Annotated in this window: 20 protein-coding genes; 10 read left to right on the forward strand and 10 right to left on the reverse strand. The window is 61.5% G+C overall.

The features are described 5' to 3' along the window. Positions 1-209: 209 nt before the first annotated feature. Genes QMG56_RS10675 through QMG56_RS10700 form a run of 6 tightly spaced genes read right to left on the reverse strand, consistent with a single transcriptional unit; the run spans position 210 to position 5,581 of the window. Positions 210-431, reverse strand: a complete 222-nt coding sequence (locus tag QMG56_RS10675) for a hypothetical protein (protein WP_281822531.1) — start codon at positions 429-431, stop codon at positions 210-212. A gap of 58 nt (positions 432-489) precedes the next feature. After that, positions 490-1,764, reverse strand: a complete 1,275-nt coding sequence (locus QMG56_RS10680) for an N-succinylarginine dihydrolase (protein ID WP_281822532.1) — start codon at positions 1,762-1,764, stop codon at positions 490-492. A gap of 3 nt (positions 1,765-1,767) precedes the next feature. After that, a complete protein-coding gene (locus QMG56_RS10685; RefSeq protein WP_230187374.1) occupies positions 1,768-2,784 on the reverse strand; it encodes an arginine N-succinyltransferase in 1,017 nt (338 codons plus the stop codon). After that, positions 2,781-4,025 carry a hydrolase gene (locus tag QMG56_RS10690; RefSeq protein ID WP_281822534.1) on the reverse strand — a complete coding sequence of 415 codons (1,245 nt, stop codon included), beginning with the start codon at positions 4,023-4,025 and terminating at the stop codon, positions 2,781-2,783. Before QMG56_RS10690 ends, QMG56_RS10685 begins: the two co-directional genes overlap by 4 nt. A gap of 49 nt (positions 4,026-4,074) precedes the next feature. Then, positions 4,075-5,085: a YdiY family protein gene (locus QMG56_RS10695; protein WP_281822535.1), complete on the reverse strand. Its 1,011-nt coding sequence runs from the start codon at positions 5,083-5,085 to the stop codon at positions 4,075-4,077. A 19-nt stretch (positions 5,086-5,104) separates the two neighbouring features. Next, positions 5,105-5,581 (reverse strand): RNA pyrophosphohydrolase, encoded by a 477-nt coding sequence (locus QMG56_RS10700; RefSeq protein WP_230187377.1) that lies wholly within the window; start codon positions 5,579-5,581, stop codon positions 5,105-5,107. Between the two features lie 125 nt (positions 5,582-5,706). On the opposite strand from QMG56_RS10700, the gene QMG56_RS10705 reads away from it, so the two are divergent. The 5 genes from QMG56_RS10705 to QMG56_RS10725 all read left to right on the forward strand — a co-directional run bounded on the left by QMG56_RS10705 (position 5,707) and on the right by QMG56_RS10725 (position 12,432). After that, positions 5,707-6,618 (forward strand): histone deacetylase, encoded by a 912-nt coding sequence (locus QMG56_RS10705; RefSeq protein WP_281822536.1) that lies wholly within the window; start codon positions 5,707-5,709, stop codon positions 6,616-6,618. A gap of 119 nt (positions 6,619-6,737) precedes the next feature. Continuing rightward, entirely contained in the window at positions 6,738-8,621 is a 1,884-nt protein-coding gene (locus tag QMG56_RS10710; protein ID WP_281822537.1) for a 2-oxoacid:acceptor oxidoreductase subunit alpha, read from the forward strand. Between the two features lie 40 nt (positions 8,622-8,661). Continuing rightward, complete coding sequence (locus QMG56_RS10715; RefSeq protein WP_281822538.1) at positions 8,662-9,693, forward strand: 2-oxoacid:ferredoxin oxidoreductase subunit beta; 1,032 nt, start codon at positions 8,662-8,664, stop codon at positions 9,691-9,693. 57 nt (positions 9,694-9,750) lie between these two features. Then, complete coding sequence (locus QMG56_RS10720; protein ID WP_281822539.1) at positions 9,751-11,127, forward strand: deoxyribodipyrimidine photo-lyase; 1,377 nt, start codon at positions 9,751-9,753, stop codon at positions 11,125-11,127. Between the two features lie 36 nt (positions 11,128-11,163). Further along, complete coding sequence (locus QMG56_RS10725) at positions 11,164-12,432, forward strand: cyclopropane-fatty-acyl-phospholipid synthase family protein (RefSeq protein ID WP_281822540.1); 1,269 nt, start codon at positions 11,164-11,166, stop codon at positions 12,430-12,432. Positions 12,433-12,554: 122 nt separating this feature from the next. Here QMG56_RS10725 and gyrA read toward each other — a convergent pair whose 3' ends face one another. Next, positions 12,555-15,239, reverse strand: a complete 2,685-nt coding sequence (gene gyrA / locus QMG56_RS10730) for a DNA gyrase subunit A (RefSeq protein ID WP_281822542.1) — start codon at positions 15,237-15,239, stop codon at positions 12,555-12,557. A 327-nt stretch (positions 15,240-15,566) separates the two neighbouring features. Here gyrA and QMG56_RS10735 point away from each other — a divergent pair, with 327 nt between their 5' ends. Then, positions 15,567-16,859, forward strand: a complete 1,293-nt coding sequence (locus QMG56_RS10735) for a hypothetical protein (protein ID WP_230187384.1) — start codon at positions 15,567-15,569, stop codon at positions 16,857-16,859. Between the two features lie 165 nt (positions 16,860-17,024). Further along, positions 17,025-18,317 (forward strand): hypothetical protein, encoded by a 1,293-nt coding sequence (locus QMG56_RS10740; RefSeq protein ID WP_281822544.1) that lies wholly within the window; start codon positions 17,025-17,027, stop codon positions 18,315-18,317. Between the two features lie 54 nt (positions 18,318-18,371). Here QMG56_RS10740 and QMG56_RS10745 read toward each other — a convergent pair whose 3' ends face one another. Further along, positions 18,372-20,102, reverse strand: coding sequence for an acyl-CoA dehydrogenase (locus QMG56_RS10745; RefSeq protein ID WP_281822546.1), 1,731 nt, complete (start codon positions 20,100-20,102; stop codon positions 18,372-18,374). A gap of 180 nt (positions 20,103-20,282) precedes the next feature. Here QMG56_RS10745 and QMG56_RS10750 point away from each other — a divergent pair, with 180 nt between their 5' ends. Together QMG56_RS10750 and QMG56_RS10755 are read left to right on the forward strand one after the other, a co-directional pair. After that, positions 20,283-20,759, forward strand: a complete 477-nt coding sequence (locus QMG56_RS10750; protein WP_230187387.1) for a MarR family winged helix-turn-helix transcriptional regulator — start codon at positions 20,283-20,285, stop codon at positions 20,757-20,759. Beyond that, positions 20,756-21,724 (forward strand): bile acid:sodium symporter family protein, encoded by a 969-nt coding sequence (locus QMG56_RS10755; RefSeq protein ID WP_230187388.1) that lies wholly within the window; start codon positions 20,756-20,758, stop codon positions 21,722-21,724. Before QMG56_RS10750 ends, QMG56_RS10755 begins: the two co-directional genes overlap by 4 nt. Here the strand turns inward: QMG56_RS10755 and QMG56_RS10760 are convergent. Then, positions 21,693-22,262, reverse strand: a complete 570-nt coding sequence (locus QMG56_RS10760) for a molybdenum cofactor guanylyltransferase (protein WP_281822547.1) — start codon at positions 22,260-22,262, stop codon at positions 21,693-21,695. The two genes, QMG56_RS10755 and QMG56_RS10760, sit on opposite strands and share 32 nt — an antisense overlap. Positions 22,263-22,414: 152 nt before the next feature. Here QMG56_RS10760 and QMG56_RS10765 point away from each other — a divergent pair, with 152 nt between their 5' ends. Continuing rightward, on the forward strand, positions 22,415-23,365 hold the full coding sequence (locus tag QMG56_RS10765) for an LPXTG cell wall anchor domain-containing protein (RefSeq protein ID WP_281822549.1): 951 nt from the start codon (positions 22,415-22,417) through the stop codon (positions 23,363-23,365). 77 nt (positions 23,366-23,442) lie between these two features. On the opposite strand, the gene mfd is transcribed toward QMG56_RS10765, so the two are convergent. Continuing rightward, positions 23,443-26,904 carry a transcription-repair coupling factor gene (gene mfd / locus QMG56_RS10770; protein WP_281822550.1) on the reverse strand — a complete coding sequence of 1,154 codons (3,462 nt, stop codon included), beginning with the start codon at positions 26,902-26,904 and terminating at the stop codon, positions 23,443-23,445. Positions 26,905-26,920 lie beyond the last annotated feature (16 nt).

Here is a 26,920-nt window from a genome sequence, read left to right on the forward strand (position 1 = left end):
CAGTGCTCTGGTCGGGCAGCTAATATCGTCTGATAAAGATCAAGACAGCGATGAGCCTGTTGTATCTCTCAAGGTGACGTTGGGGTGCATTAGCTCCCTTACTCGGGCCTAGTGAAGACGAGATAGCGGGTTGACGAAAGCGGGTTTCGTGAGGGGGCATCGTCGACCTTGACCCGACTTTTGCCGACGCCCGAAGGTCAACCCTTGCTTTAGAACTGCCACCGCCGCTGCATGTCCACTGCGTCCAGAACCTTGCCGCCTGCCATGAACACCGCGCCGGTGCAGCAGAGTGCCAGCAACCGCCCACCGACGCCGGGATACTGGTCCATATACACCATCCCGCGCTCGGTCGCGCCCAGCGCGAGCGCGTAGATCACGAGGAACGCTTCGAACTTGGTCTTGATCGTGAAAAGGCGTTTGATCTTTTGCATGGCGATCCCGGATCCAGCGAGACAAGCGGGACGATGGAGAGCGATTGCCGCCGCCCGATCAGTCCGTCTCAGCCTCAACACATAGGTCGCGGGAAAGCTGCAAATGGTCAACAAGGGTTAACCACGATTGTTCGACTTTTGCGATCAGATGAGCGTCGGAGAGGTCCGCGGGGGCAATCTTTTCGGGCCAATGGTCTGCGATCACGGCGGCTATGCCGTCCAGCTTTGCGTCAGTGACGAGAAACCGCTCGTCTATGTCGAGCGGATCGGCGACGACGCGCAGGCGCAGGCAGGCGGGGCCGCCGCCATTGGCCATGGATTGCCGCACGTCGACCGGGATCACTTGCCGGATCGGGCCGTTGCCGGTCAGCAGCGTTTCGAGCCATTGCCATACGGCGGGGGTCGCCTGCGCTTCGGTGGGGACGATCAGGGCCATGCCCGCGCCATCGGGCAGGGTCACGAGCTGCGCGTTGAAGAGGTAGCTTTTGATCGCATCGGACAGGCTGACCGCACTGTCGGGCACTTCGACGATCTCGACCGAGGGGAGCAGGCGGCGCAGGTCGGTGAAAAAGCTGTGCTTGTGGGCAAAGGCGCGTTCGTGGGCGAACAGCACCCGCTCGTTGGCGACGGCGACGACATCGTTGTGGAAGGCGCCTGCAGCGATGGCTTCTTCGGACTGTTCGACGAAGAGGGTGCGGGCGAGGTCAAGGCCGTGGATGCGCGCGACGGCCTTGCTCGCCTCGACATGCTGACGCGCGGGGAAGGCGCCGCCTGCACGACCGTATACGAATATCTCGACGCCGGGGGCAGCGTGGGTGTCGCACAGGCGCATGTGATTCGCTGCGCCTTCGTCGCCGAACGGGGCGGGGACGGGGGCGTGGACAGCGAACCGATCCGAGCGGAAGGCGACGCGCAATTGCGCCAGCGTCTGCGGCCATTCGTGGCTGCGGTGGGGCATGGTGACGAGGTTGGCAACAGTCAGGTGGCATCGGCCGTCGCCGGTGTCGGTGGCGGGGGAGACAGTCGCGGCGTTGGCGGCCCACATCGACGAAGCGGAGAAGGCGGCGGCGCGCATATGCGGCTCAGCACTCGCCATGTCGGTGCCGAGGCTGGCAAGCCATGGGTGGTCGGGGCGGCGCTGCGGCAGGAAGATGCCCTGACGCAGGCCGAGCGCGATGTTGGCGCGCATCTTGGCGATGCCCTCCAGCGCGGCACGGCGCGGGAAGGAGGGCGCGCCGGCATTATTGGCGGAAGCAAGATTGCCGAGGCTGAGGCCCGCATAATTGTGGCTGGGGCCGATGATGCCGTCGAAATTGATTTCGGTGACTGCCATGGATCAGCGCCCGACCATCGAAAAGCTGTCACCCGGCGAAAGGCCGAGTAGCGCGATGCTGGCGGCGTCGAGTGCGGCGGTGCCGTCTTCCCCCTCGACCACCTGACCGTAGGCGCAGCGATAGTCAGCGCGTTTGCCGCGGGCGATCAGCACCTTGTCGCCGCGCTCCGTATGCGTGCCGGACAGAGTGACGTTGCGCGCTTCGGCGACGGTGCGCAGGCTGTCGATCTGCCCCACCATCGTCGGGCCGCCATCGAAAATGTCGACATAGCCAGCGTTCTTGAATCCTTCCGCCTCCAGCATTCGCATTGCGGCGCGGCCATTGGGATGGGGCAGGCCGATGACCGAACGCGCGTGATCGGTCAGCATCGCGGTGTAGATCGGCGTCTTGGGCATCAGGTCGGCAATGAACTGATAGCCGTTGATGGCATTGAACTCATCGGCTTCCTGAAAGCTCATGCCGAAAAAGCGACCGGCGAGACCGTCCCAGAAGGGCGAGCCGCCCGCTTCGTCGATCACGCCGCGCAATTCGGCGATTACGCGGTCACCAAAGCGGGCGCGATGCTGGCGGATGTAGAGATAGCGGCTGCGAGCGAGCAAAAGCCCCAGCCCTTCGGCGCGTTCGCGCGGGTGGAGGAACAGGCCGCCGACTTCGGTCGATCCTTCCAGATCGGTCGTGAGGGTGAGCATTTCGGCGCGGAATGTGCGGCCCAATTCCCGGCTGTGCTGGGTCAGGGTGCCGAGGCGGTAGGAATAGAAGGGGTGCTTCTGCCCGACTTCGCTGAAGAGCTGGCAGGTACCGCGTACTTGGCCCGTCTCGCTGTTTTCCAGCACGAGGACGATCATTTCATCGGTCATGCTGTCGTCGGGGCGGGCAAGCGCCTCTGCAGTGCGCTCCAGCTTGGCCGAGAGGGACTTGCGATCGGGCGGCAGATTCGTGAAACCGCCGCCGGTTAGCTTTGCCATTTCGTACAATGTCTGAAGATCGTCCGGTCGCGCCGGTCGCATGAAGAATGTCACTCTATCCCCCCGTTATTATCGAATTGCCCCGCCGCGATCCGCATCAGCGTCAGCGCCGAAAGTCGTGCGCGTTCGGACAGGCTGTCGGTTATCAGAAATTCGTCATGGCTGTGGATGCTGCCGCCGCGCGCGCCCATCGTATCGACGACTGGCACGCCGCAGGCCGCGATGTTGTTGCCATCGCACACGCCGCCGGTATCGCGCCACGCAATCGGCAAGCCAAGATCCGCGCCGCATCGTTTTACCAGGCCGAAGAGCCGCTCCGCTTTGTCGTCCATCGGCTTGGGCGGACGACCGAAGCCGCCATGGCGCTGAATGAGGACGTCATGCTCCAGAGCGACGTCGGCGATCACGCGGTCAATGAGTGCGCTCGCCGCCACTTCGTCAGCCGGGGTGCGGGGGCGGAAATTGACGCGCAGCACCGCCTGATCGGGCACGACGTTGTTCGGTCCACCGCCGTCGATCTTCGCGGGGTTGCAGGAAAAGCCCCGCCCATCGGGTGTCACGCCACTTGCGGCCTTCAGGCGCAGGGCAATGTCGGCGGCGGCGAGCAGGGCATTACGGCCATCCTCCGGATTGCGGCCCGCATGGGCGCTGCGCCCGAAAACGATGATCGAGAAATTGCCGCTACCGGCCCGCGCACCGGCCAGCGTACCGTCGGGCAAAGCGGAGGGTTCATAGGTGAGGGCCGCGACCTTGCCTCGCGCGGCGCGCGCGATCAGCGCGGCGGAGGCGGGGCTGCCCACTTCCTCGTCGCTGTTGATGACGACTTCATAGCCGATGCTAGCCGCAGTCGGGCTGCGTTCCAGCGCGGTCAGCGCCGCCAGCATGATCGCGATCCCGCTTTTCATGTCCGCGACACCGGGGCCGTTCAGCACCCCCGACTCCAGCCATCGCAATCCCTGAAAACTGTCAGAGGCGGCAAAGACCGTATCCATATGCCCGGTCAGCAGTACTTGCACGGGCGCATCGGGGCGGACCTTCAGATGCAGATGCTGGCCATGAAGCAGGGGCACGACCTGCCCATCGGCAGCCACGGCATCCACCGGGGCTGGATCGATCAGCGCGAGATCGCCGGGCAGAATGGCAAAGGCATCGGCCAGCAGCCCGGCCATCGTCGCCAGTCCAGCCAGATTGCGCGACCCGGTGTTCACTGCCGACCACTGTTCGACCTGCGCCAGCATCGGCGCGGCGGCGGCAGCGTCAATCACGATCTGCTCGGATAAGGATATTGCGCTCATCGGCAACACTCTAACAGAGGGGAGCGTGCGCCTCCACCCCCGTCAATTGTCAGAAATCGTAGACGAGCGTCACTTTGCTGAGGGTATCGGTTCGACCGTCGGTCAGCAGCGTTTCCGCTTCGCGTTGCACGTTATATGACAGCCGCGCGGTGACACGCGAAATAAGGCGCGCGTCTAATGATGTGAGCAAAGTCGCGCTCTTCAATTCATCCTCAAGATAGGCGGACCCATTCTGGCGGAAGGTCACTGCGGGGGTCAGCTTCCATGCCAGATCGTAGGAAGATCGGGCACCGACCTTACTTTCCGTCTCATCGAGCGTGTAATCCACGAAGCGCACGGATGGGCCGAGGTTCATTGAGAGATCGAGGGATTTGTTCTGCACCACGCGGTAACCGACGCCGAAGGATGCCGTGTAGCGGCTTTCATAGCCGAGGAAGGGATCGCGTTCGAACTGACCCAGCCCATAAGTATAGCCCTTGGGATCGAACTGATAGCGGGTTTCATAGGAACCCACGAAGCGTTCGCGCGATGTCGCGCCATTGGCGCGGCGATAGTCGGCGCTGCCCTGAATTTTATGGAGCCATTTGAGCCCTTGCCGCTGGATGCTGATCCCAGCGCTGATGCCCACTTCCTCCGCGCTGCCGGTGGACAGGAACCCGCCCAGTTCGCCGCGTCCGTCCCATAAAGCCAGCATATTGGGATCGCTCAGCTTTTCCTGGCGGGCGGTTGCAACGGTCGCACGATGCGCGTTCACCATTGCGGCAATTTCAGCGCTGGCTTCGGGGTTGGTCTGCTGCGCGATTTTCGAAACGGCGGAGATGTCGCCTTCATTGCCGCTGGCAATCGCCGTTTCGAGCATTTTGCGCACCGCTTCGGGAAGGGGCGGCGGGGCAGGGGACTTTGCGGCTGGGGGCGGCCCGTCAACCGTTCCCGCGTTAACGGCAGGCGCCGTCAGTAAGGCAGCACAGAGCAGTACGGGAACGCGAAAACCATGATGCATTGCGGCATAGTACAGTTTTCTGCCGATATTTGAACCCACTTGGTCGGCTGGAACGACCATTCCAGCGCAAAGACGGCGATCAGATAAGGTGGCCGAACTCTTTCAGCAGGTCGCGATACAGCTTCTTCTTGAACGGCACGATCAGTTCGGGAAGCGTTTCAGGCGGCGTCCATTGCCAAGCCCGAAATTCGGGATGGGCCGTCTGAATATTGACGTCGTCGTCGCTCCCGCCGAAGCGTGCGAGATACCACACTTGCCGCTGGCCGCGATATTTCCCGCCCCATATCTTTCCGACCAACTCGTCGGGCAGATCGTAGAAATAGTCTTCTTTCGATTGGGCGATGATGTTGACGTGCGCCGCGTCGATACCGGTTTCCTCGTTCAACTCACGCAGTGCGGTCTCGCGAGGTTCCTCGCCGGGGTCGATCCCGCCCTGCGGCATCTGCCAGGCTTCCACCCTGTTGTCGATCCGCTGGCCCACGAACACATGCCCGTGCATGTTGACCAGCATGATCCCCACGCAGGGCCGATAGGGAAGGTCGGTTTTCTTAGGCATAAGTCCTGATGTCTCTGTCGGATCGGCCAAATCGGTGTGCCACCGGGCCGATGGATAAATGTTGGACGAACGGAGGGAATCGGCGCAAACACCAATGCCCTCCTGTTGCTGGGTAGATAGGCTGCATGTTCCCGCTCGTCCATCATCAGGATTACAGTTTGCGGCAGGATGCCGATCCGTCGCGTGCAATCCGCTTTCCGTGGGACAAATATACGCTGGTGCGCGACATCCTTCGGGCCGATCCCGACCCGCCGACGGAGCATGAGGCCCCGCTGATATCGCAGGGATGGGTCGAGGCGGTGCATGATTCCGGCTATGTCGGAGAAGTGCTGAGTGCCGCTGTCCCTACAGAAAAGGCGCGGCGCATCGGCTTTCCGATCACGCTGTCCCTTGCCCGCCGTGCATTGCGTACCAGCGGGGGGACGTGGATGGCGGCACGGCTGGCGCTTGAGCGCGGCTATGCGGCGAACGGGGCGGGGGGTAGCCATCATGCGCTGTACGATACCGGCGCGGGCTATTGCATTTTCAACGATCTGGCGATTGCCGCCCACCGATTGCTGACGGAAAAGCAGGTGCGGCATGTCCTGATCGTCGATCTCGACGTGCATCAGGGCGATGGAACGGCATCGTTGTTAGCCGGGCGGCATGACGTCACGACCTTCTCCATGCATGCGGAGAAGAACTTCCCGGCGCGCAAGGCGCAATCGACGCTCGATCTGGAATTGCCCGATGGCACGGACGATGACGCCTATCTCGATGCGCTGGAAGACGCGCTGCCGCGCCTGATCGATCGATGCCGTCCCGATATCATTCTGTATCAGGCGGGTGTGGATGCCCATGAAGACGACCGGCTGGGACGGCTTGCTCTGACGGATGTCGGTTTGGCCGCGCGTGACAGTTTCGTCGGTGGGGAAGCAAGGCGGCGCGGCATCCCGCTCGCGTCGGCATTGGGGGGTGGCTATGGCCTCGACCAGCACGCCGTGGCGCGCCGGCATGCCGACGCCATGCGTGTGCTGGCGATGAGCTATTATCGATGACGGCACGTGCTGGAAACTTCCCCATGGGCCGTGCCCACGAAAACTATTTTGTATAGGCCGTCCGTCGGGCGTAGGAAAGCCATACCGGATGGCCGGACATCGAGCACAGGACCGCGTTTATGGCGACCGTCGCACAGATCACGCCCGACATTATACCGATGGCCCCCATCGCGCCCGACGCGGTCGTTGTCCGCTTTGCTGGCGACTCCGGTGACGGGATGCAACTGACCGGGGGGCAATTCACGCTTTCGACGGCGCTGGCCGGGAACGACTTGTCAACCTTTCCCGATTTCCCGGCGGAAATTCGCGCGCCGCAAGGGACGCTGTTCGGCGTCTCGGCGTTTCAGATCAATTTCGGATCGACCGACATTACCACTGCGGGCGATGCACCCGATGTGCTGGTGGCGATGAACCCTGCGGCGCTCAAGACCAATGTGATCGACTTGAAGCCGGGCGGCTTGATCATTGCCGATACGGGAGAGTTCAACGACCGCAATCTGGCCAAGGCAAAGTATACGGCCAACCCGCTGGAAGATGGGAGCCTTGCCAAATGGCAGTTGCTCTCGTTCGACATTTCGCAGCGTACGCTGGAAAGCGTGAAACCCTTCGGTCTGGGCAACAAGGAAGCGTTGCGCTGCAAGAACATGTGGACGCTGGGGCTCGCCCTCTGGATGTTCGATCGCGACCGCCAGCCAATCGTCGACTGGCTCACGAGCAAGTTCGCCAAAAGCCCCGTACTGGCAGACGCCAACATCGCCGCGCTGAATGCGGGTCACGCCTATGGCGAAACGGCGGAAATCGGCGGCGGGGGGCTCGATCTCAAGCAGCTTCATGTGGCCGCGGCGCCTGCGCCTGCTGGCCTGTATCGCACCGTCACGGGCGCGGAAGCGATTTCGCTGGGCTTGGTTGCGGGGACGCAACTTGCCAGCCTGCCGATGTTCTTTGGCGGCTATCCCATCACGCCAGCGTCGGCAATCCTGCACCACCTTTCGCGGCTCAAGGAATATGGGGTCACCACCTTCCAGGCCGAAGATGAGATTGCGGCCATATCGTCGGCCATTGGCGCAAGCTATGCCGGGCAACTGGGCGTCACCTCGTCATCGGGGCCGGGTATCGCGCTGAAAGGCGAAGCGATGGGTTTGGCGATCATGACCGAGCTGCCGCTGGTGATCGTCAATTCGCAGCGCGGTGGGCCGTCGACCGGGCTTCCCACCAAGACCGAGCAGTCCGATCTGTATCAGGCAGTGTACGGGCGCAATGGCGATGCGCCGATGCCCGTCATCGCTGCGCGCTCGCCAGCCGATGCGTTCGATTGCGCCATCGAAGCGGTGCGGATCGCTACGCGCTACATGACGCCGGTCATACTGCTGACCGACGGTTATATCGCCAACGCGGCCGAGCCGTGGAAAGTGCCGGACATGGCCAGCTACACACCGTTTCCCGTGACGTTCATGGAAAAGCCGCAGGAAGGCGGATTCCTGCCTTATGGTCGCGACGAAAAGCTGGCGCGTCCCTGGGTGAAGCCCGGAACGCCGGGTCTGATGCACCGCATTGGCGGCATCGAAAAGCAGGTCGATACCGGCCATATCGAATATTCCCCCGCAAACCATCAGGCGATGACCGAACTCCGCCGGGACAAGGTCTTGGGCATTGCGAACGACATTCCCGATCAGGCGGTGGAAATCGGGCAGGCAGGCGGGAAGCTCGCCATCGTTGGCTGGGGATCGACTTTCGGGCCGATCTATCAGGCGGTGCGCCGCGCGCGGGCAAAGGGGTTGGACGTCAGCCATATCCACCTGCGCTACATATGGCCCATGCCGAGAAATTTGGGCGATCTTCTAAAGTCTTACGATACGATCCTCGTGCCGGAAATGAACACCGGACAATTGAAGACGGTGCTGCGCGACCAGTATCTGGTCGACGCCAGGCCGCTCAACAAAGTGTCCGGCCAACCCTTCCGCATCGCCGAAATAGAGGCCGCTATCGACGCCGCGCTCGCCTGACCGAACCCCGTGCATATGCGCGACCTTAGGGAAGTTTGCCATGAACGACATGACGCCCATCACGCTGACGCCCAAGGATTGGGAAACCGATCAGGAAGTGCGCTGGTGTCCCGGTTGCGGCGATTACGCAATCCTCAAGGCCGTGCAGCGCACCTTGCCGGAGATCGGTGCGACGCCCGCGAACACTGTGTTCGTCAGCGGTATTGGTTGCTCCTCGCGCTTTCCCTACTACATCGAAAGCTACGGCTTCCACACCATTCACGGGCGTGCCCCTGCTTTTGCTACGGGCGTAAAGCTGGCGAACCCTAGCCTCGACGTATGGATTGTCACCGGCGACGGCGACGGGCTGTCCATCGGTGGCAATCACATGATGCACATCCTGCGTCGCAACCTCGATTGCCAGATTCTGCTTTTCAACAATGAGATCTACGGCCTGACCAAGGGGCAATACTCGCCCACCAGCCGCGAAGGCACCAGGAGCCCTTCGACGCCCTTCGGATCGGTCGACCACCCCGCTAAGCCGGCAGCGTTCGCACTGGGTAGCGGCGCGCGGTTCGTGGCGCGGGGCTTCGACGTGTCGAAGAAGCTGCCCGATGTCCTCAAAGCCGCCCACGCCCATAAAGGCGCGGCGTTCGTGGAAATCTTCCAGAACTGCATCGTTTATAACAAGGACGTCTTCGCTGACTTCACCGAGAAGAAGAAAGCGGACGACGGGCAGCTTTGGCTGGAGAATGGCAAGCCGATGCTGTTCGGCAATATGAAGGTCGGCAGTACGAAGGGGATTGCGCTGGACCGGCAGAAGCTGACGCTCAAGGTCGTCGATGTGGTGGATGGCGACTGGCAGGCGGCGGACGTGATCGTCCATGATGTCACGAACCGTTCGCTCGCGCACATGCTGGTGGAAATGCCGTTCGGCCTGTTCCCGATGGCGCTGGGCGTCCTGTATGACGATCCCGCGCCGACTTTCGAAAGCGCTGTGATCGCGCAGAACGCGATGGCAGCGAAGGGGAAGGTGCCGGACATTCAGAAACTGGTGTCGCAGGGTCAGACCTGGACCGTGGCGAAGGCTTAGGGCCGCAATCTCCGATAGAGGTGGAACGTAGCGCCGCATCCGGGCATTGGGCGGTGGATGACGACTCCTGTGTTGCTATGGTTCCGCCGCGATCTGCGCCTTTCCGATCAGGCCGCTTTGCTGGCGGCGGTGGAGGAGGGGCCGGTTATCCCGGTTTACATACTGGACGACGATACGCCCAAGCATCGCAAGATGGGCGGTGCCTCGCGCTGGTGGCTGCACCATAGCCTCGAAAGTCTGGATGCATCGTTGCGGGAGAAGGGGTCGCGGCTGATCCTGCGGCAGGGCAATAGCGTCGAGGTTCTGGCGGCGCTCGCCGAAGAGACTGGCGCCACCCGCGTACATGCCTTGCATCATTACGAACCCTGGTGGCTGAATGCGGAAAAGCAGGTGGGCGAAGCGCTCGACCTGTGCCTGCATGACGGCAATTACCTACTGCCGCCCGGAACGGTGCGGACGGGGAGCGGGGGGCTGTTCAAGATCTATACGCCGTTCTGGCGGGCACTTAGTCAGCACATGCCGCCGCCCGAGCCGCGCGCTGCGCCCAAGGCAATCCCTGCGCCGGCGAAGTGGCCGGAGAGCGATGTGCTTGAGGACTGGGCGTTGCTGCCGAGCAAGCCGGATTGGGCGAAGGGCTTTGCCGATGAATGGTCCCCCGGGGAAGCGGACGCAGCGCGCCGTTTGGAGGACTTTGCGCCTGAGGCGGTGGCCTATGACGAGGCGCGCAATTTGCCGTCGCAGGAAGGGACTTCGCGGCTGTCGCCGCATCTGCATTTCGGTGAAATTTCGCCTGCGGCGGTGTGGCACACGATATCCAAGGTGCGGGGTAACCCCGAGACTTATTTGAAGGAAATCGTTTGGCGGGATTATGCGCAGAACGTGATCGTGCAGCTGCCGACCTATGGCAAGGACAATGGCCGACCGCAGTTCGATGCTATGCCGTGGCGCGATTTGCGCGAGGCAGGCGCGGATTTCAAGGCGTGGACCGAAGGGCGCACAGGCTATCCCATCGTCGATGCCGGGATGCGGCAGCTTTGGGCGACCGGCTGGATGCACAACCGCGTGCGGATGATTACCGCGAGCTTCCTCATCAAGCATCTGCTGATCGATTGGCGACATGGCGAGCAATGGTTCTGGGATACGCTGGTCGATGCCGATTACGGCAGCAACGCCACGAACTGGCAATGGGTGGCGGGCAGCGGTGTAGACGCGAATATGTTCGTGCGGATTATGGCGCCGCTGACCCAGTCGCCAAAATTCGATGCTGGGGACTATATTCGCCAATGGGTTCCAGAGCTTGCGGGCGTAAGCGGAGACGCGGTGCACGATCCTGAGGCGCATGGTTGCCGACCTTCCGCTTATCCCAAGAAGATCATCGGCCATCGTGAAGCGCGCGAAAGAGCGCTTGCCGCGCATGCCCATGTCAAAGCCTGATTGATCCCGACCCTCACCCGGCGCTAGAGAGCCATCATGAACGCACAGCCCCCCAAGCGCGGCCGCCATATGGTCACGGCCGGCGGCGCCATTTTGCCCGGCGGTGGCCCGTTTGCGCGGATGATCGCCGGACGGTTTCAGGGCGTGCTCGACCGGATCGATGCGGGATTGGTTACGGGATCGCTGGAGGCGTATCTGCCCGATGGCACTACGCGGATATTGGGCGGTCGCGCCGATGGGCCATATTGTATCGTCCATCTGCGCGATTGGCGTGCGCTGGTGCGGCTGGGTCTGGGTGGATCGGTCGGATTTTATCGCGCCTGGACGCTGGGGGAATGGAGCAGCCCCGATCCGGTGCCGTTGTTTGCACTGTTCATGGCGAATGGGCGAACGTTGGGAACAACGGCCCGGGCGCGTGGGATCAACCGGTGGATCGGTAAAGCGGTCCAGTTCCTGCGGCGGAACAACCTTACCGGGTCCCGGCGTAATATCGCCTTTCACTATGACTTGGGTAATGACTTCTATCGGTTGTGGCTCGACAAAGAGTTGCATTATTCCAGTGGGTTGTTCGATGATCCCGCCGATACATTGGAGATGGCGCAGCAGCGCAAAGCGCGCGCCATTCTGGACCGACTGACGCTCAAGGATGGCGACGCGCTGCTGGAAATCGGGTGCGGATGGGGCGCGTTGGCGCAGGCGGCGCTGGAGACGGCGGACATCCGATATGACGGGCTGACCTTATCGTCGGAGCAGCAAGTGTTCGCCAGGGATCGGCTGGCCGATGCAGGCTTTGGCGACAAGGCGCAGGTGCATCTGACCGACTATCGGGACGCCATCGGCACATATGACGCGGTTGCGAGCGTCGAGATGGTGGAAGCGGTCGGGCAACGATATTGGCCCGATTATCTTGCTGCGATCCATCGGTTGCTGAAACCGGGCGGGCGGGCGGCGATCCAGTATATCTGCATCGATGATGCCTTGTTCGATCGATATGCGAGCAGCATCGATTTCATTCAGGCCTATGTCTTCCCCGGCGGGCTGCTGTTGTCGGAAAGCCGGTTTCGGGCGCTGGCGGAGGCGCAGGGGTTTGCCTGGCAGGATCAGCGTAATTTCGGGCAGGACTATGCCGAAACGCTGCGCATCTGGCGCGAACGGTTCGATGTGGCGGTGGACTCTGGGCAGCTTCCCGGCAGCTTCGACGCGGAGTTCGTGAACCTGTGGCGATACTATCTGATGTATTGCGAAGGCGGGTTCCGCGGCGGCGGGATCGACGTGGCGCAGGTGACTTTGGTGCGGGGCAGTTAACCTCTAACCCGTTCGGGCTGAGCCTGTCGAAGCCTTCTGCTTAGCGCAAGCGAAGCACATGCTTCACTGTCTTTCAGTAGCACCTTCGACAAGCTCAGGGCGAACGGGTTGAGACTTCAGCGTCACTCTGACGCTTCGGTCGTCGCACCCTCCGCCTCATCCTCGTCGTTATCTTCGATCCGCGCAGCGCTGACGACATGCTCGTTGTCCGCCACGTTGAACAGGCGCACGCCCGCCGAATTGCGGCCGATCACGCGCATCGTGGAAAGGCCCATGCGGATCAGCTTTGCCTGATCGGTGACCAGCATCAGATGATCGTCATGGACGACCGCAAAGCTGGCGACGACCGGTCCGTTGCGGCCGATATTGTCGATGTTGGTAATGCCCTGACCGCCGCGATTGGTGCGGCGATAGTCATAGGCCGAGGATAGCTTGCCATAGCCGTTGGCGCAGACCGTCAGGATGAATTGTTCATGTTCACGCATCATATTGAAGCGTTCCTGATCGCGCATTTCGCCTTCTTTTTCTGGCTTCCAAGGTGCGAAGCGCAGATATTCCTCACGATCTTCCTGTGTCGCGCCGGAGCGGTGCAGGATCGAAAGCGAAATCACTTCATCGCCTTCTTTGAGCACCATGCCGCGCACGCCGGTCGAGGTGCGGCTCTGGAACTCGCGCACGTCTGTCGAGGCAAAGCGGATCGCTTTTCCCTGACGAGTGGCCAGCAGCGCGTCATCGTTTTCTGCCAGCAGCGCGACGCCGATCAGCCGATCCGTGGCGTCTTCGTCGAAACGCATCGCGAATTTACCGTTGCTCGGGATATTCGCGAACGCATCCATGCTGTTGCGGCGAACATTGCCGTGTGCAGTCGCGAATACGACCGACAGGTCTTTCCAGCTTTCCTCGTCTTCAGGCAGCGGCAGGACGGTGCGGATCGTTTCGCCAGTCGCCAACGGCAACAGATTGATCATCGGTCGCCCGCGTGTTGCGGGGCCACCTTCGGGCAGACGCCACACTTTCATGCGGTACACCTTGCCATGGGTGGAGAAGAACAGCACCGGCGTGTGGGTCGAGGTGACGAACAGGTTGGTGACGGCGTCCTCATCCTTGGTCGCCATGCCAGAGCGGCCCTTGCCGCCCTTGTTCTGCGCGCGGAAGCTGTCGAGCGGAGTGCGCTTGATATAGCCTTGGTGCGTGACGGTCACGACCATCTCTTCGCGTTCGATCAGGTCTTCGTCATCGATGCCATCGGCGGCGGCAGTGATCGTCGAACGGCGCGGCGTGGCGAATTCGTCGCGCACGGCGACAAGCTCATCGCGCATGACGGCGTAAAGTTTCGCGCGGTCTTCCAGGATCGAGAGATATTCGGCGATGTTGGTCGCCAAGCCAGCCAGTTCATTGCCGATTTCATCGCGACCCAGTGCGGTCAGGCGATGCAAGCGCAGATCAAGAATGGCGCGGACCTGCAATTCGGACAGGCGATAGATGTCACCCGAAATCTCCGTCTCGATAGCTTCGACCAGACGAATATAGGGCGCAACCTGTTCGGCGGGCCATTCGCGTGTCAGCAGCTTTTCGCGGGCTTCGGCAGGGCTGGACGATGCGCGGATCATCCGCACGACTTCGTCGAGATTGGTCACCGCGACGACGAGGCCGAGCAAAAGATGCGCCCGCTCGCGTGCCTTGTTCAGTTCGAACTTGGTGCGGCGGGTGATGACCTCCTCGCGGAACTTCACGAAGGCTTCGATGATGTCGCGCAGGTTCAGCGTTTCAGGGCGACCACCGCGAATCGCGAGCATGTTCGCGGGGAAGCTCGCCTGCGCAGGCGTGTGACGCCACAACTGGTTAAGCACGACTTCCGCTGTGGCATCGCGCTTAAGCTCGATGACGATGCGTACGCCCAGACGGCTCGATTCGTCGCGAATGTCGCTGACGCCTTCGATCCGCTTGTCCTTGGCAGCTTCGGCGATCTTCTCGACCAGACCGTTCTTGCCGGTCTGATAGGGGATTTCCGTCAGAATGATCGACTGACGGTCGTTGCGGCCTTCCTCGATCACATGGCGCGAGCGCATGATGATCGATCCGCGCCCTTCATGATAGGCGCGGCGCGCACCGGACTGGCCCAGAATCAGCGCACCGGTCGGGAAGTCGGGGCCGGGAACGATCTCGATCAGCTCATCGATAGTGATGCCGCCATTGTCGATATAGGCAAGGCAGGCGTTGATGACTTCGCCGAGGTTATGCGGCGGGATATTGGTGGCCATGCCGACGGCAATGCCGCCCGCGCCGTTGACCAGCAGGTTGGGGAAGCGCGCCGGCAACACCTGCGGCTCGCTTTCCGATGCGTCGTAGTTCGGCGTGAAGTCGACGGTATCCTTGTCGAGATCTTCGAGCAGGCTGTTCGACACCTTGGCCAGTCGCGCTTCGGTGTAACGCATGGCTGCGGGCATGTCCGGGTCCATCGACCCGAAATTGCCCTGGCCGTCGATCAGCATGACGCGCATCGACCAGTCCTGCGCCAGACGGGCCAACGCCATGTAGATCGCGCTGTCGCCATGCGGGTGATATTTACCCATTACGTCGCCGACGATACGGCTGCACTTGCGATAGGGGCGTCCAGCGACATAGCCTGCTTCATGCGCAGCGTAGAGGATGCGGCGGTGAACAGGCTTCAGGCCGTCGCGCACGTCGGGCAGCGCACGGCTCACGATTACCGACATGGCGTAGTCGAGGTAGCTGGTCTTCATCTCGTCGACGATGCTGATCGGGCTGATGTCCGATGGGTCGGCGAGGAGGGTCTCGTCGGTCAATGCGATTCTCTTTTTTGGGTGGTGGATTACATTTCTATGTCGTTCCGACCCTAGCGTAGCGCAAACGCCCTGTCACCCCTCGCGCACGCGCGTACGCGCGCGGAATCATGCGGTGGGACCGCCATAGGCGCGATGAGTGGGTAATTTGTGCCGCCAGATCGCAGCATCACCCATGACAGAGCGCTCTCTGCGCTCTATATCGCCGTTCAACGGGTATTCACGCGCGCCTGCCTAATTCCCAAGGGAACATGGCAAGGCGCGCGGGGTTTTCCCTTTGTAGGTTTAAAACCGATTCTATGCGTCGTTGTTCTTGAGGAGAGTAGTCTTATGGGTTCTGTTTCCAAATTGACCGCAGGTCTGATGCTTGGCGTGGCCGGTCTCGCGATGACCGCTGCTCCTGCGTTCGCTCAAAAGGCAAAGAAGGAAAAGGCAGCGCCCGCCCCGAAGATGAGCAAGGAGTTCGCTGCTCCCGCAGTGGCCGCGCAGGATCTGGTCAAGGCGGGCAATTTTGAAGGTGCAAAGGCGAAGATCGCTGAGGCCGAGCCATTCGCCAAAACGCCGGATGAGTTGTTCAACCTGAATGTCATTCGTCTGAACATTGGACTGGGCGCAAAGGACGCTGCCGTTCAGCGACAGGCTATCGAGGGCATGCTCGCCAGCGGCGGTGCGCCTGCAGAGGAGTTGCCGAAGTACGAGTTCTTCGCAGGCGATTTTGCGATGAAGGCCAAGGATTACGACGCTTCAATCGCCCATTTCCAGAAAGCGGTTGAACTGAACTATCCTGGCAGCAATCCGCATCTCATGCTGGCTGAGGCATATTTTCAAAAGGCTGCTTCACAAGCAACGCCCAATGGCCAGTTGCCCCCGGCAGCAAAGCCGATCGCGGCTCAGGGCTTGCCGCATCTGAAGAAGGCGATTGAAATCGAAAAGGCTGCAGGCGCTGCTGTTCCGGCAGGCTGGTACAACCGCGGGTTCACCATGGCGTACACGAGCGGTTCGCCAGACGCACCCCAATGGGCGCTGTATCAGGTGGACGGCGATCCATCGGGCAAGAACTGGCGTCAGTTGTTGCGCACCTTCCAGGATCGCAACCGCTCCATGACATCGGGTGAAAATCTCGATGTATTGCGCTTGATGTCGCAGACTAGCGCGCTGGAAAGCGAATATGACTACGCCGAATATGCCGATACGGCGTCCAAACTGGCGCTGTTCGGTGAAGTCAAATCGGTCATCGATCAGGGACGCTCAAGCGGAAAGCTCCCTGCTGGCAAGCTGAGTGATTTCTATACGCAGGCTACCGCGAAAATCGCATCCGATAAGGCCTCGCTACCGTCTGCGGCTGCCGAAGCGGCGAAGGCTGCGAATGGCCGCACGGCGGCTTTCACCGCGGGTGCTTATCAGGGCTATGGCGATTACGCCAAGGCTGCTGAACTGTACAAGCTGGCCCTTCAGAAGGGATCGGTCGATGCCGGTGAAGTGAACACGCGTCTGGGCATAGCACTGGCGATGTCTGGTGATCTGGCTGGCGCCAAGTCCGCCTTCGAACAGGTGACGACCGGTACGCGGAAGGAAATTGCGCAATTCTGGTTGTTGTGGCTGAGTAAGAAATCGGCTGCCTGATTGCGAACGTAAAAAAAGGCGCGGCATCGGATATGATGTCGCGCCCTTTTTTTGTCTTGCGGAGGGTAAGGGACTGATCGACAACCACTTGTGCCCGCTGGGGTGAAGGACTAGCACTGCACCATTCGCGTATCGGCTTATGCTGCGCAGGGTTAAGGAGAGTATATGCGGATCGGTCGCATGGGTTACGGACGTAATATTGCAGCAATTTGTTTCGCCCTCGCTGCGGTGGCCATCTCGGCAACGCCGGCGCAAGCCGCGAAGAAGATCAAGGACAAGGAATCCGAGGTCGCCATGGCCGACGCTTTCCGGTCTACGGCAAATGCTGCCAAGTCGGCCCTTGCGTCTGGCGATATGTCCACCGCCAATTCCCAGATCGTGGGGCTGCAGCCCACCAACGCGCTCGAAAAATACGTCACGGCGTCTCTGAAGTTTCAGTATGCCGAACGTCGCAACGATCCACAGGCGATCCGCCGCGCGTTGACCGATATGCTGGAGAGCGGCGCTGCCCCTGAAGCGCAGGTTCCCTATCTGCGTTACCTGGCAGGATATTATTCCTATTATCTGGGCGAACATAACGACGCGATCGCGCAGGTCAATTATGCGCGCCAGTTGGGCTATACCCCGGTCGAGACGACAATCATTCTGGCCGATGCAAATATCAAAAAGAAGAAGCAGGCCGAGGGGCTGGAATTTCTTGAACAGGCCGTCGCCCAGCAGCAGGCGAGCGGGCAGGCGGTTCCTGAAGCATGGTTCGACCGGGCGATATCTCTTTCCTATCAGAACAAGAAATGGGCGGATGTCGCGAAGTGGACCCAGCAGAAGCTGGCATTGTATCCGACGGCAGGTAACTGGCGCTCTGGCCTGATCAATTTTCAGGCAGCTCCGGGGCTTGATCATCAGGCACAACTGGACCTCTATCGGCTGCAGTCCGCGACAGGCGCCATTGCCAGCGAACGCGACGTGCAGGCTTATGCTGCCCTCGCCGCAAAGAGCGGCTATGAAGCGGAAGCAATGTCCGTGATCGAAGCGGCGCGGTCCAATGGGAAGCTGACGGCAACCGAGGGTGTGACCTCAGCGCTGCTGAAGTCGATCAGCGTCAAAGCGAAGAAGGACATTGCCGCGCTTCCCGCCCAGGTGAAGAAAGCGACTGCGGCGAAGGATGGCAGTGCAGCGGCCTCGGCTGGTGATGCCTATTTCTCGCTCAGCCAGTTCCCGCTTGCCGTGGCGCAATATCAATTGGCGCTGAGCAAGGGCGGGGTCGACGCAGCCCGGGTCAATAGCCGTCTGGGGGTAGCGCTTGCGCGTTCCGGCGATTTGCCGGGCGCCAAAGCTGCGCTGGCGCAAACCAGCGGCAACTGGGCGACGGTGGCAAATTTCTGGACCGTGTGGGTCAATCAGCAGGCGCAACGGACAGCTTCGCTCGGTACTCCCGTCACGACAAACCCGACACTTTAAGGCGCAATCCATGGTTCCCCGATCCGGTGTCGGGGAACCTCAGCCTCTGATCCATCAGCCGAAATTGGCCGTGTAGAGCAAGTCTGCTCCGGCCACTGCCGCCGCTCGCAACCCAAGCGCTTCGGGTACGACATGGCCAAGATAATAGGCGGCGGTCGTTTGTTTGGCTTTTAGAAAAGCCGGATCGCCTTCGCCCGACGCCAGCATTTCGGCAGCCATTCGTCCCTGCCGCTCCATCAGCCAGCCGCAGGTTGCCGTCGAGAGCATGGTCAGGAAAGGATAGCTGCCCGCCAGTCGGTCGTTGACCGACGCATCGGCCAGCATCCATGACGCTACGCCTTCCACCGCATCGACGAGCGATAGCAGTACGCCATCCTTTGATTCCGCCCGTATATCGGCAAGCAAGCTGCGCAGCCCGGTGCCGCCATCGCCGCTCAGCTTGCGGCCAACCAGATCGGCGGCCTGGATGCCGTTCGTGCCTTCGTATATCGGTGCGATCCGCGCATCGCGATAATATCGCGCCGCCCCGGTTTCTTCGATGAAGCCCATGCCGCCGTGCACCTGTATGCCCAGTGACGACACCTCGCAGCCGATGTCCGTGCCATGGGCCTTGGCCAACGGCGTGACGAGATCGAGCCGGGTTTTCGCCGCGGGGTCTCCCGTGCGGGCAAGGTCGACCTGTCCGGCCGCGTAGTAGATCAAGGCTCGCGCCGCCTGAGTCTGCGCCATCATACGCAGAAGCATCCGACGCACATCCGGATGCTCGATGATCGGGACGGGCGATCCACCCGAACTACCGTCGGCACGGGGCGTCTGGATGCGGTCGCGAGCATAAGTCAGCGCCATCTGCGTCGCGGCTTCGCCGATCTGCACACCCTGGCTGCCGACATTCAGCCGCGCGTTGTTCATCATCGTAAACATGCCGCGCATTCCGCCCATTTCCGGGCCGACCAGTTCGCCTATGCAATCGTCATTGTCGCCGAAGGACAGAACGCATGTTGGCGAAGCGTGGATGCCCAGCTTATGCTCGATGGAAACGCAGCGTACGTCATTTGTGGCGCCCGGCTTCCCGTCGGCATCCAGCCTGAATTTCGGTACGAGAAAGAGCGATATGCCCTTTGTCCCTGCGGGCGCGCCGGGTGTTCGTGCGAGCACAAGGTGGACGATATTGTCGGAAAGGTCATGCTCACCGAAGGTTATATAAATCTTCTGACCCTTGATCCGATAAGTGCCATCGCCGACCGGGGTTGCGCTCGTGCGCAGCGCCCCAACATCGGACCCAGCTTGCGGCTCGGTCAGGTTCATCGTGGCAGGCCATTCGCCCGTAATGATCCGTGGCAGCCATAAAGCTTGCTGTTCCGGCGTGCCGTGATGGTCGAGCGCTTCGATGGCGCCCATCGACAGCATGTTGATGAGCGAGAAGCCCATGTTGGCGCTGCCCAGATCTTCCATGACCACGGTGGTCAACGCAAAAGGCAGACCCTGTCCACCAAACGCTGTCGGACCGTCGATGGTGCCCCACCCATTGGCCACGAAGGCCTGATAGGCTCCGCGAAAGCCCGCTGGCATGGTCACTACGCCATCCTGCCACTGCGCGCCTACGGTGTCGCCGATCTTCGCCAGCGGCGCATATTCGGATTCAGCGAATTGAGCGATCCCCTCTACGATGGCATCGACCATATCGGCATCGGCTGCGGCATAGCGCGGGTGTTCCGCCAGCGCTTCGATACCGGCGATGTGCTTTAGGACGAATTTTTGCTCGGTCGTGGGGGCGATGTAGGTCAAAACGGCCACTCCTTGGTATGTATCCGGTCCCTCAAAACACAGGATCGAAGCCAAGACAACAACGGTATCGGCAATGATTCAAGCGGTGCGGTGTGCACATCAGGATGCCCTAACGTCAGGCGTGTTCAACTTTACGTTTTCCGCACTTGCTCCAATCGCGACTACTGTTAGGAATGCGCCATGCCTACTGCGCTGACGCTCGATAATTTCCTTCCGTACCGGTTGTCTTATACATCCAATCTGGTCAGCGATGTCGTGGCGCACAGCTATGACGCGCTGTTCGGACTCAAGATACCCGAATGGCGGATGATCGCGGTCGTTGCCGAACATGATGGTGTAACCCAGCAGCAGATCAGTGCGCGAACGCGGATGGACAAAGTGACGGTCAGTCGTGCCGCCATCGCGCTTGCCGAAAGGGGCTTGCTCGACCGCAAACCCAACCCTGCAGACAAGCGCTCGCATATGTTGGTGCTCACAGACGCTGGGCAATCGCTTTATGCGGAGGTGGCGCCACGCGCGCAGGCGCTGGAAAAGGCGTTGTTCGCAGAGTTCGACCCGGAAGACATGGCGCTGTTCGTCGCGACGCTGCGCCGGATAGATGCCGCTGCGCTGGCGATGGAAGAAACGCATGGCCGACCGACAAAGGTCGACCGTTGAAAGCCCTTAAATCCCTGCTCGATCCGTTTGTCCTGCTATTGCTGGCGATGGTGGCGCTCGCATCCGTTTTTCCGGTGCAGGGAGAGGCTGCACGGATCGCCGATGGCATAGCGGACGCCGGGATTATCCTGCTGTTCTTTCTTCACGGAGCCAAGCTGTCGCGCGAAGCGATCATCGCAGGGGCCGCAAACTGGCGGCTGCAGACTGCAACGCTGGCGATTACTTTTGCGCTGTTCCCGCTGTTCGGGTTCGGCTTGTCGCAAGCGATGAACCTTACGCAACTTGGCGACCCTATGCTGGCAAGCGGCATATTGTTTATGACCTTATTGCCCTCGACCGTGCAATCGTCGATTGCATTCACGTCGATCGCTGGCGGCAATGTGGCGGGTGCAGTCTGCGCGGCATCCATTTCCAACATTGTAGGCATCATATTGACGCCCCTTCTTGTCGGCGTTCTGATGCATCTTTCTGCGGCGGGGCAGGGGGATATCTGGGCTTCGGCGCAGACCATTGCCCTCCATCTGTTGCTTCCCTTTGTCGTCGGTCATTTATCCAGACCGCTGGTGGGCGCGTTTGTGGCGCGACATAAAACGATGGTCGGGCGTGTGGATCGCGGTGCGATCCTGCTCATCGTCTACACGGCTTTCAGCGCTGCTGTGGTAGAGGGATTGTGGCAGCGTCTTTCGCTGCTCACCATATTCGCGATCATGGGCATCTGCATCCTTTTGCTCGGCGTGGTGCTGGTGCTTAGCTGGCGGGCGGGGCGGACACTGGGTCTGTCGCGCGAGGACCGGATCGTACTGTTATTCTGCGGATCGAAGAAAAGTCTGGCGTCGGGTGTGCCAATGGCGGGCGCGCTGTTTCCCGCGTCACAAGTCGGCCTGTTGATCCTGCCGCTGATGCTGTTTCATCAGATACAGTTGATAGTCTGCGCTATGATTGCCCGGCATCTCGCGAGCGAATAACGCGGTCCAGATCGTCCGGCGTATTGATGTTGGGTATGACGCTATCCAGAGCAATCCGCCGTGCACCGACAACATCGGCCCAGCGCATGACCGAACGATTGCCGCCAGCGGCCAAGTGCGCGTCTAGGCGATTTGCCAAGGCGACTGGCCAATAGCCGATGATGGGGATGTTCGCGACAATGGCCGCGCCTGGCAGGGCGCCAAGCTGTGCGACAAGGTTGGTTGGCAGCAATGGTGTGTCGCAGCCTGCCGTCACGACGGCATCGAAACCGTTATGCTGCGCGTAGTGCAAGGCAGCGTTCAATCCCCCCAGCGGACCCATATCCCGATCCGGCCGGTCGGGTAGGGCGATTCCTTGCGCCCATTCCCGTCCGCATATGACGACACATGCCGTTTGTGATTCGAGCGCCGCAACAACATGCGACAGCAGGGTTTGCCCATGCAGAGACGCTTCCGCCTTGTCAGATCCGAAACGCTGGGCGCGGCCACCCGCTAATATCGCCCCAAGAACGGAGGGAGGCACCCCGGGATCGGTCATAGGCAAACTCCAAGTCGGGAACACCTGTCGCACATAAACGTCAGGTGAACGACGGTGCAATGTAGACATTTCGCCCTCGCGCCGGAACGTCCTGCCGCGATTGCTGCGGTGCAGTACGACTAAATCTGACTATGCAGCGTTGGTTGGTTGCTATGATGAAACAACCTACCGTTCGCCCGGCGAGGGCCGCGATTGCCGCTGTTCTCGCATTTGCTCCAACCAGCTTGCTGGCGCAGGAATTGGCTCCCGCTGGTCCGCCGCCCGTTACAGTGACGCAGACAGCGCCGCCGCCCGTTGTGGCAGCGCCGCCAGCAGTTGCGCCAACCGCCGCTCCTGCGCCGGTTATGGCCGCACCCGCTCCGGTGGTTCAGTCAACGCCTGCACCTGTGATTGCGGAAGCGGCGCCTGAAGCGCCACAGCCCCGCGCTGAGCGTCCAACGCCTGCACGTGCAGCGCCAGCAGCGTCGCGGGCCGTGGCAGCGCCGCAATCGGTTGCTCCCGTTCCGATTGAAGCGACGCCGGTTGAGGCACCTGCCCCAGCATCTATCGTATCGGCTGAGCCTGTTCAGGATACCGCACCCGTAGACTCTGCACCCGTAACGTCGGCGTCGGCAGAAACCGGTGACGGTCTGGAATGGGGGCTCGCAGGTGGTGCGCTTGTACTGGTCGCAGGCGTAGGCCTAATGGCGATGCGTCGCCGCCGTCGTAAGGATGACACGGCTATGCTAAGCGATCCCATGATATCGACACAGCCGCTTGCGCAAGCCGATGATCAGGTGGCTTACGTACCTGAACGACAGCCCACTTTGGCACTTACGCCAACTATGGGCGGATCGCCGGTCCGTACAAACAGCGCGGAGCATGGTTCGCTGGAATCGATGGCAGCGGCGGCGCCCAGTCGGGAGAACCCGTTCCTTACGCGGAAGAACCGTCTGCGCCGGGCGCATTTCCTGCTTCGTCAGCAGCAAGCGCCTATCGCTAACGCTGCTCCGGCCGAAGTCGTCACCGCGCAAACACAGACGGACCGTCGTCAGTCGGTGACCTATGATTTCGGCAAGACCAGCATGAGCCAGCGTCGCGGATTTCGTCCAGTTACGACCTGATTGCTGAATAGCCTATATTGAGGTCTAAGTTACAAGCCGGAAGCTCTGCAGGGTTTCCGGCTTTTGGCTGTTCACACTTATCCTGCGACCTTCGCCAGCCCTTTGGAAAGTTGCACCGCTGCGTTAAGCCGCGCTGCCGGATCAGCCCATGTGCGCGTGATGACCAATTTGCTGTCTGGGCGTAGTTTTGCGGTTCCGTCCAGCCGCTGCACATAAGCCAGCAGCCCGGTGAGATTGGGGAAGCTGTCACCATGGAAGCTGACCAGCGCGCCTTTACCGCCGACATCCATCTTCGCGATGTTGGCTTTCACGCAATTCTGCTTGATCTCGATGAGCTTGAGCAGGTTTTGCGTTGGCGCGGGTAGCTTGCCGAAACGGTCGATCAGTTCGGCGGCAAAGGCTTCGATACCGTTGCGGTCTTCCAGTTCGTTGATGCGGCGATACAGCCCCATACGCAGATCGAGATCCGGCACATAGTCTTCCGGGATCATGATCGGCGCGTCGATGGTGATCTGCGGCGAGAAGCTGTCGCGCGCCTTTTCTGCGGCGATGCCGCCTGCCTTGGCATCGAGGATCGCTTCCTCCAGCATCGACTGATAAAGTTCGAAGCCGACTTCACGGATATGCCCGGACTGTTCATCGCCTACGAGATTGCCTGCGCCGCGAATGTCGAGATCGTGGCTGGCCAACTGGAACCCTGCGCCGAGCGTGTCGAGGTCGGACAAGACCTTGAGCCGCTTTTCGGCGGTTTCGGTGATGATCCGGTCGGCGGGCGTCGTCATATAGGCATAGGCGCGCGTCTTCGAGCGCCCGACGCGGCCACGCAACTGATAAAGCTGCGCCAGCCCGAAACGGTCGGCGCGATGGATGATGAGTGTGTTGGCGCTCGGGATATCGAGGCCGCTTTCTACGATGGTGGTCGAGAGGAGGACGTCGTAACGCTTGTCGTAGAAGGCCGACATGCGCTCTTCGACTTCGGTTGGTGCCATTTGGCCATGCGCGACGACGGCGCGGACTTCGGGCACTTCCTCGCGGAGAAATTCTTCGATTTCGGTCAGGTCGGAGATGCGCGGGACCACGAAGAAGCTCTGCCCGCCGCGATAATGCTCCCGCAGCAACGCCTCGCGGATCACCACGCCGTCCCACGGCATGATGTAGGTGCGGACGGCAAGGCGGTCGACCGGCGGGGTCTGGATGACCGACAATTCACGCAGGCCGGACATCGCCATCTGCAATGTGCGGGGGATTGGCGTGGCCGTGAGTGTCAGCACATGCACGTCGGCCTTTAGCTGCTTCAGCCGTTCCTTGTGGACGACGCCGAAGCGCTGTTCCTCATCGACTATGACGAGGCCTAGCCGCTTGAACTCCAGCCCCTTGGTCAGCAGCGCATGGGTGCCGACGACGATATCCATTGTTCCGTCGGCCAGCGCAGCCTTGGTCGCTTTCGCTTCGGCGGCGGGGACGAGGCGCGAGAGCCGTCCGACTTTCAGCGGGAAGCCACGGAAGCGTTCCTCGAAATTGTTGTAATGTTGGCGGGCAAGCAAGGTCGTCGGACCGATCAGTGCGACCTGCATTCCTGCCATGGCGGCGACGAATGCGGCGCGCAAGGCGACTTCGGTCTTCCCGAAACCCACATCGCCGCAGACGAGGCGATCCATAGGCGTTCCCGCCGCAAGATCGGCGAGCACATCGGCGATGGCTTTGTCCTGATCGTCGGTTTCCTGATAGGGGAAGCGGTCGACGAATGCGGGGTATCCCGCAGCATCGGGTTCGGCGATGTCGGCAGGGCGCAGCGCGCGGGCCGCTGCCGTCTTGAGCAGTTCGCCTGCAATCTCCCGGATGCGCTCGCGCATCTTCGCCTTGCGCCGCTGCCATGCTTCGCCACCGAGGCGGTCGAGCGGTACGCCGTCTGTCTCCGACCCATAGCGCGAGAGGACGTCGAGATTTTCGACGGGCACATACAGCTTGTCGCCGCCCGCATAGCCCAAGGCCACGCAATCGTGCGGGGCATTGCCGACTGGGATCGACGTCAGGCCGTCATAGCGCCCAATGCCGTGATCGGCATGAACCACCAGATCGCCGGGTGTCAGCGTTGCCAGTTCGGAGAGGAAGGCGTCGGCGCTCTTCTTGCGCTTGGCCCGCCGTACGAGACGGTCGCCGAGCATGTCCTGTTCGGTCAGTACCGCGACATCGGGTGCCGCAAAGCCGTGGTCGAGCGGCAGGACTGTCAGGGCCACCGTGCCGGTTGCGGCCAGTCCCAGCGCTTCCTGCCAACCGTCGGCCATCGCGATGCGCTTGACGCCATGATCGGCCAGCAGGCCCGACAGCCGTTCGCGCGCGCCGACCGAATAGCTGGCGATCACGACCTTGCGGTTCTTGCCCAGCTTGGCGACGTGCTTGCCGACCGCTTCGTAGACATTCGCGTTCTGCGCGCGTTCGGGTGCGAAATCGCGGGGGCCATCGACGCCGAAGTCTACGACGCTAGCGCTTTCCGGCTCGTGGAAGGGGCTGGTGATATGGATCGCACGATCGGTAATGGCCTGCGTCCACTCGTCGGCTTTGAGGTAAAGCTGTGCCGGGTCGAGGGGGCGATAGGAGCCGGGATCGCTCGATCGCGCTTCGATGCGATTGGCGTGGTAATCGCGGATCGCCTCCAGCCGCGATTCGGCGGCGGCGGTGACGCCGTGATCCTGTATGAAGACTGCGTCGTCGCCCAAATGCTCGAACATCGGCACCAGCCGTTCCTCGAACAGCGGCAGCCAATGTTCCATGCCCGCCAGACGCCGCCCGTCGCTCACCGCCTGATAGAGCGGATCGCCGGTTGCAGTCGCGCCGAAGGTTTCGCGATAGCGACCGCGAAAGCGCTTGATCGTGTCTTCGTCCAGCAAGGTTTCGGAGGCGGGGAGGAGGGTGAAGCCCTCCACCGGCCCGGTCGTCCGCTGATCGCCCGGATCGAACCGGCGGAGCGTTTCTATCTCATCGCCGAAGAAGTCGAGCCGCAGGGGCTGGGCTTCGCCGCCGGGATACAGATCGACGATGCCGCCCCGGATCGCAAATTCGCCTGCGTCATGCACGGTGTCGGTGCGGACATAGCCGTTGGATTGAAGCAATTCGGCAAGCTTCGATATCGCGATCCGCTCGCCCGGCGCGAGGCGTGCGACCAACTGACGCACGCGGAACGGCGTCAGCGTGCGTTGCGTGACGGCATTGATCGTCGTGAGGACAAGCTGCGCGGCCTTTGGCTTGGCTTGCAGGGCGTGTAGCCCCGCGAGCCGTTCCGATGCCGTCCGCAGCGACGGCGATGCACGGTCGTAGGGCAGGCAATCCCACGCCGGGATGCGAATGATCTCCAGCTCCGGCGCGAAATAATGCGCGGTGTCCGCCACGGCCTGCATCAGTTGTTCGTCCGGCGCGATGAAGACGGCACGGGTCGATGCGGCGCGGGCCATGTCGGCCAGCAGCCATGGCTGGAACCCCGCCGGCACGCCGGAAAGCGTCAGCGGCGATTTGGCACGGAGGATTTTCTGAAGGTCGGTCACAATGTGGGGAAAGGTC

This window comes from Sphingobium sp. BS19 (assembly GCF_027925545.1).
Lineage (GTDB): Bacteria > Pseudomonadota > Alphaproteobacteria > Sphingomonadales > Sphingomonadaceae > Sphingobium.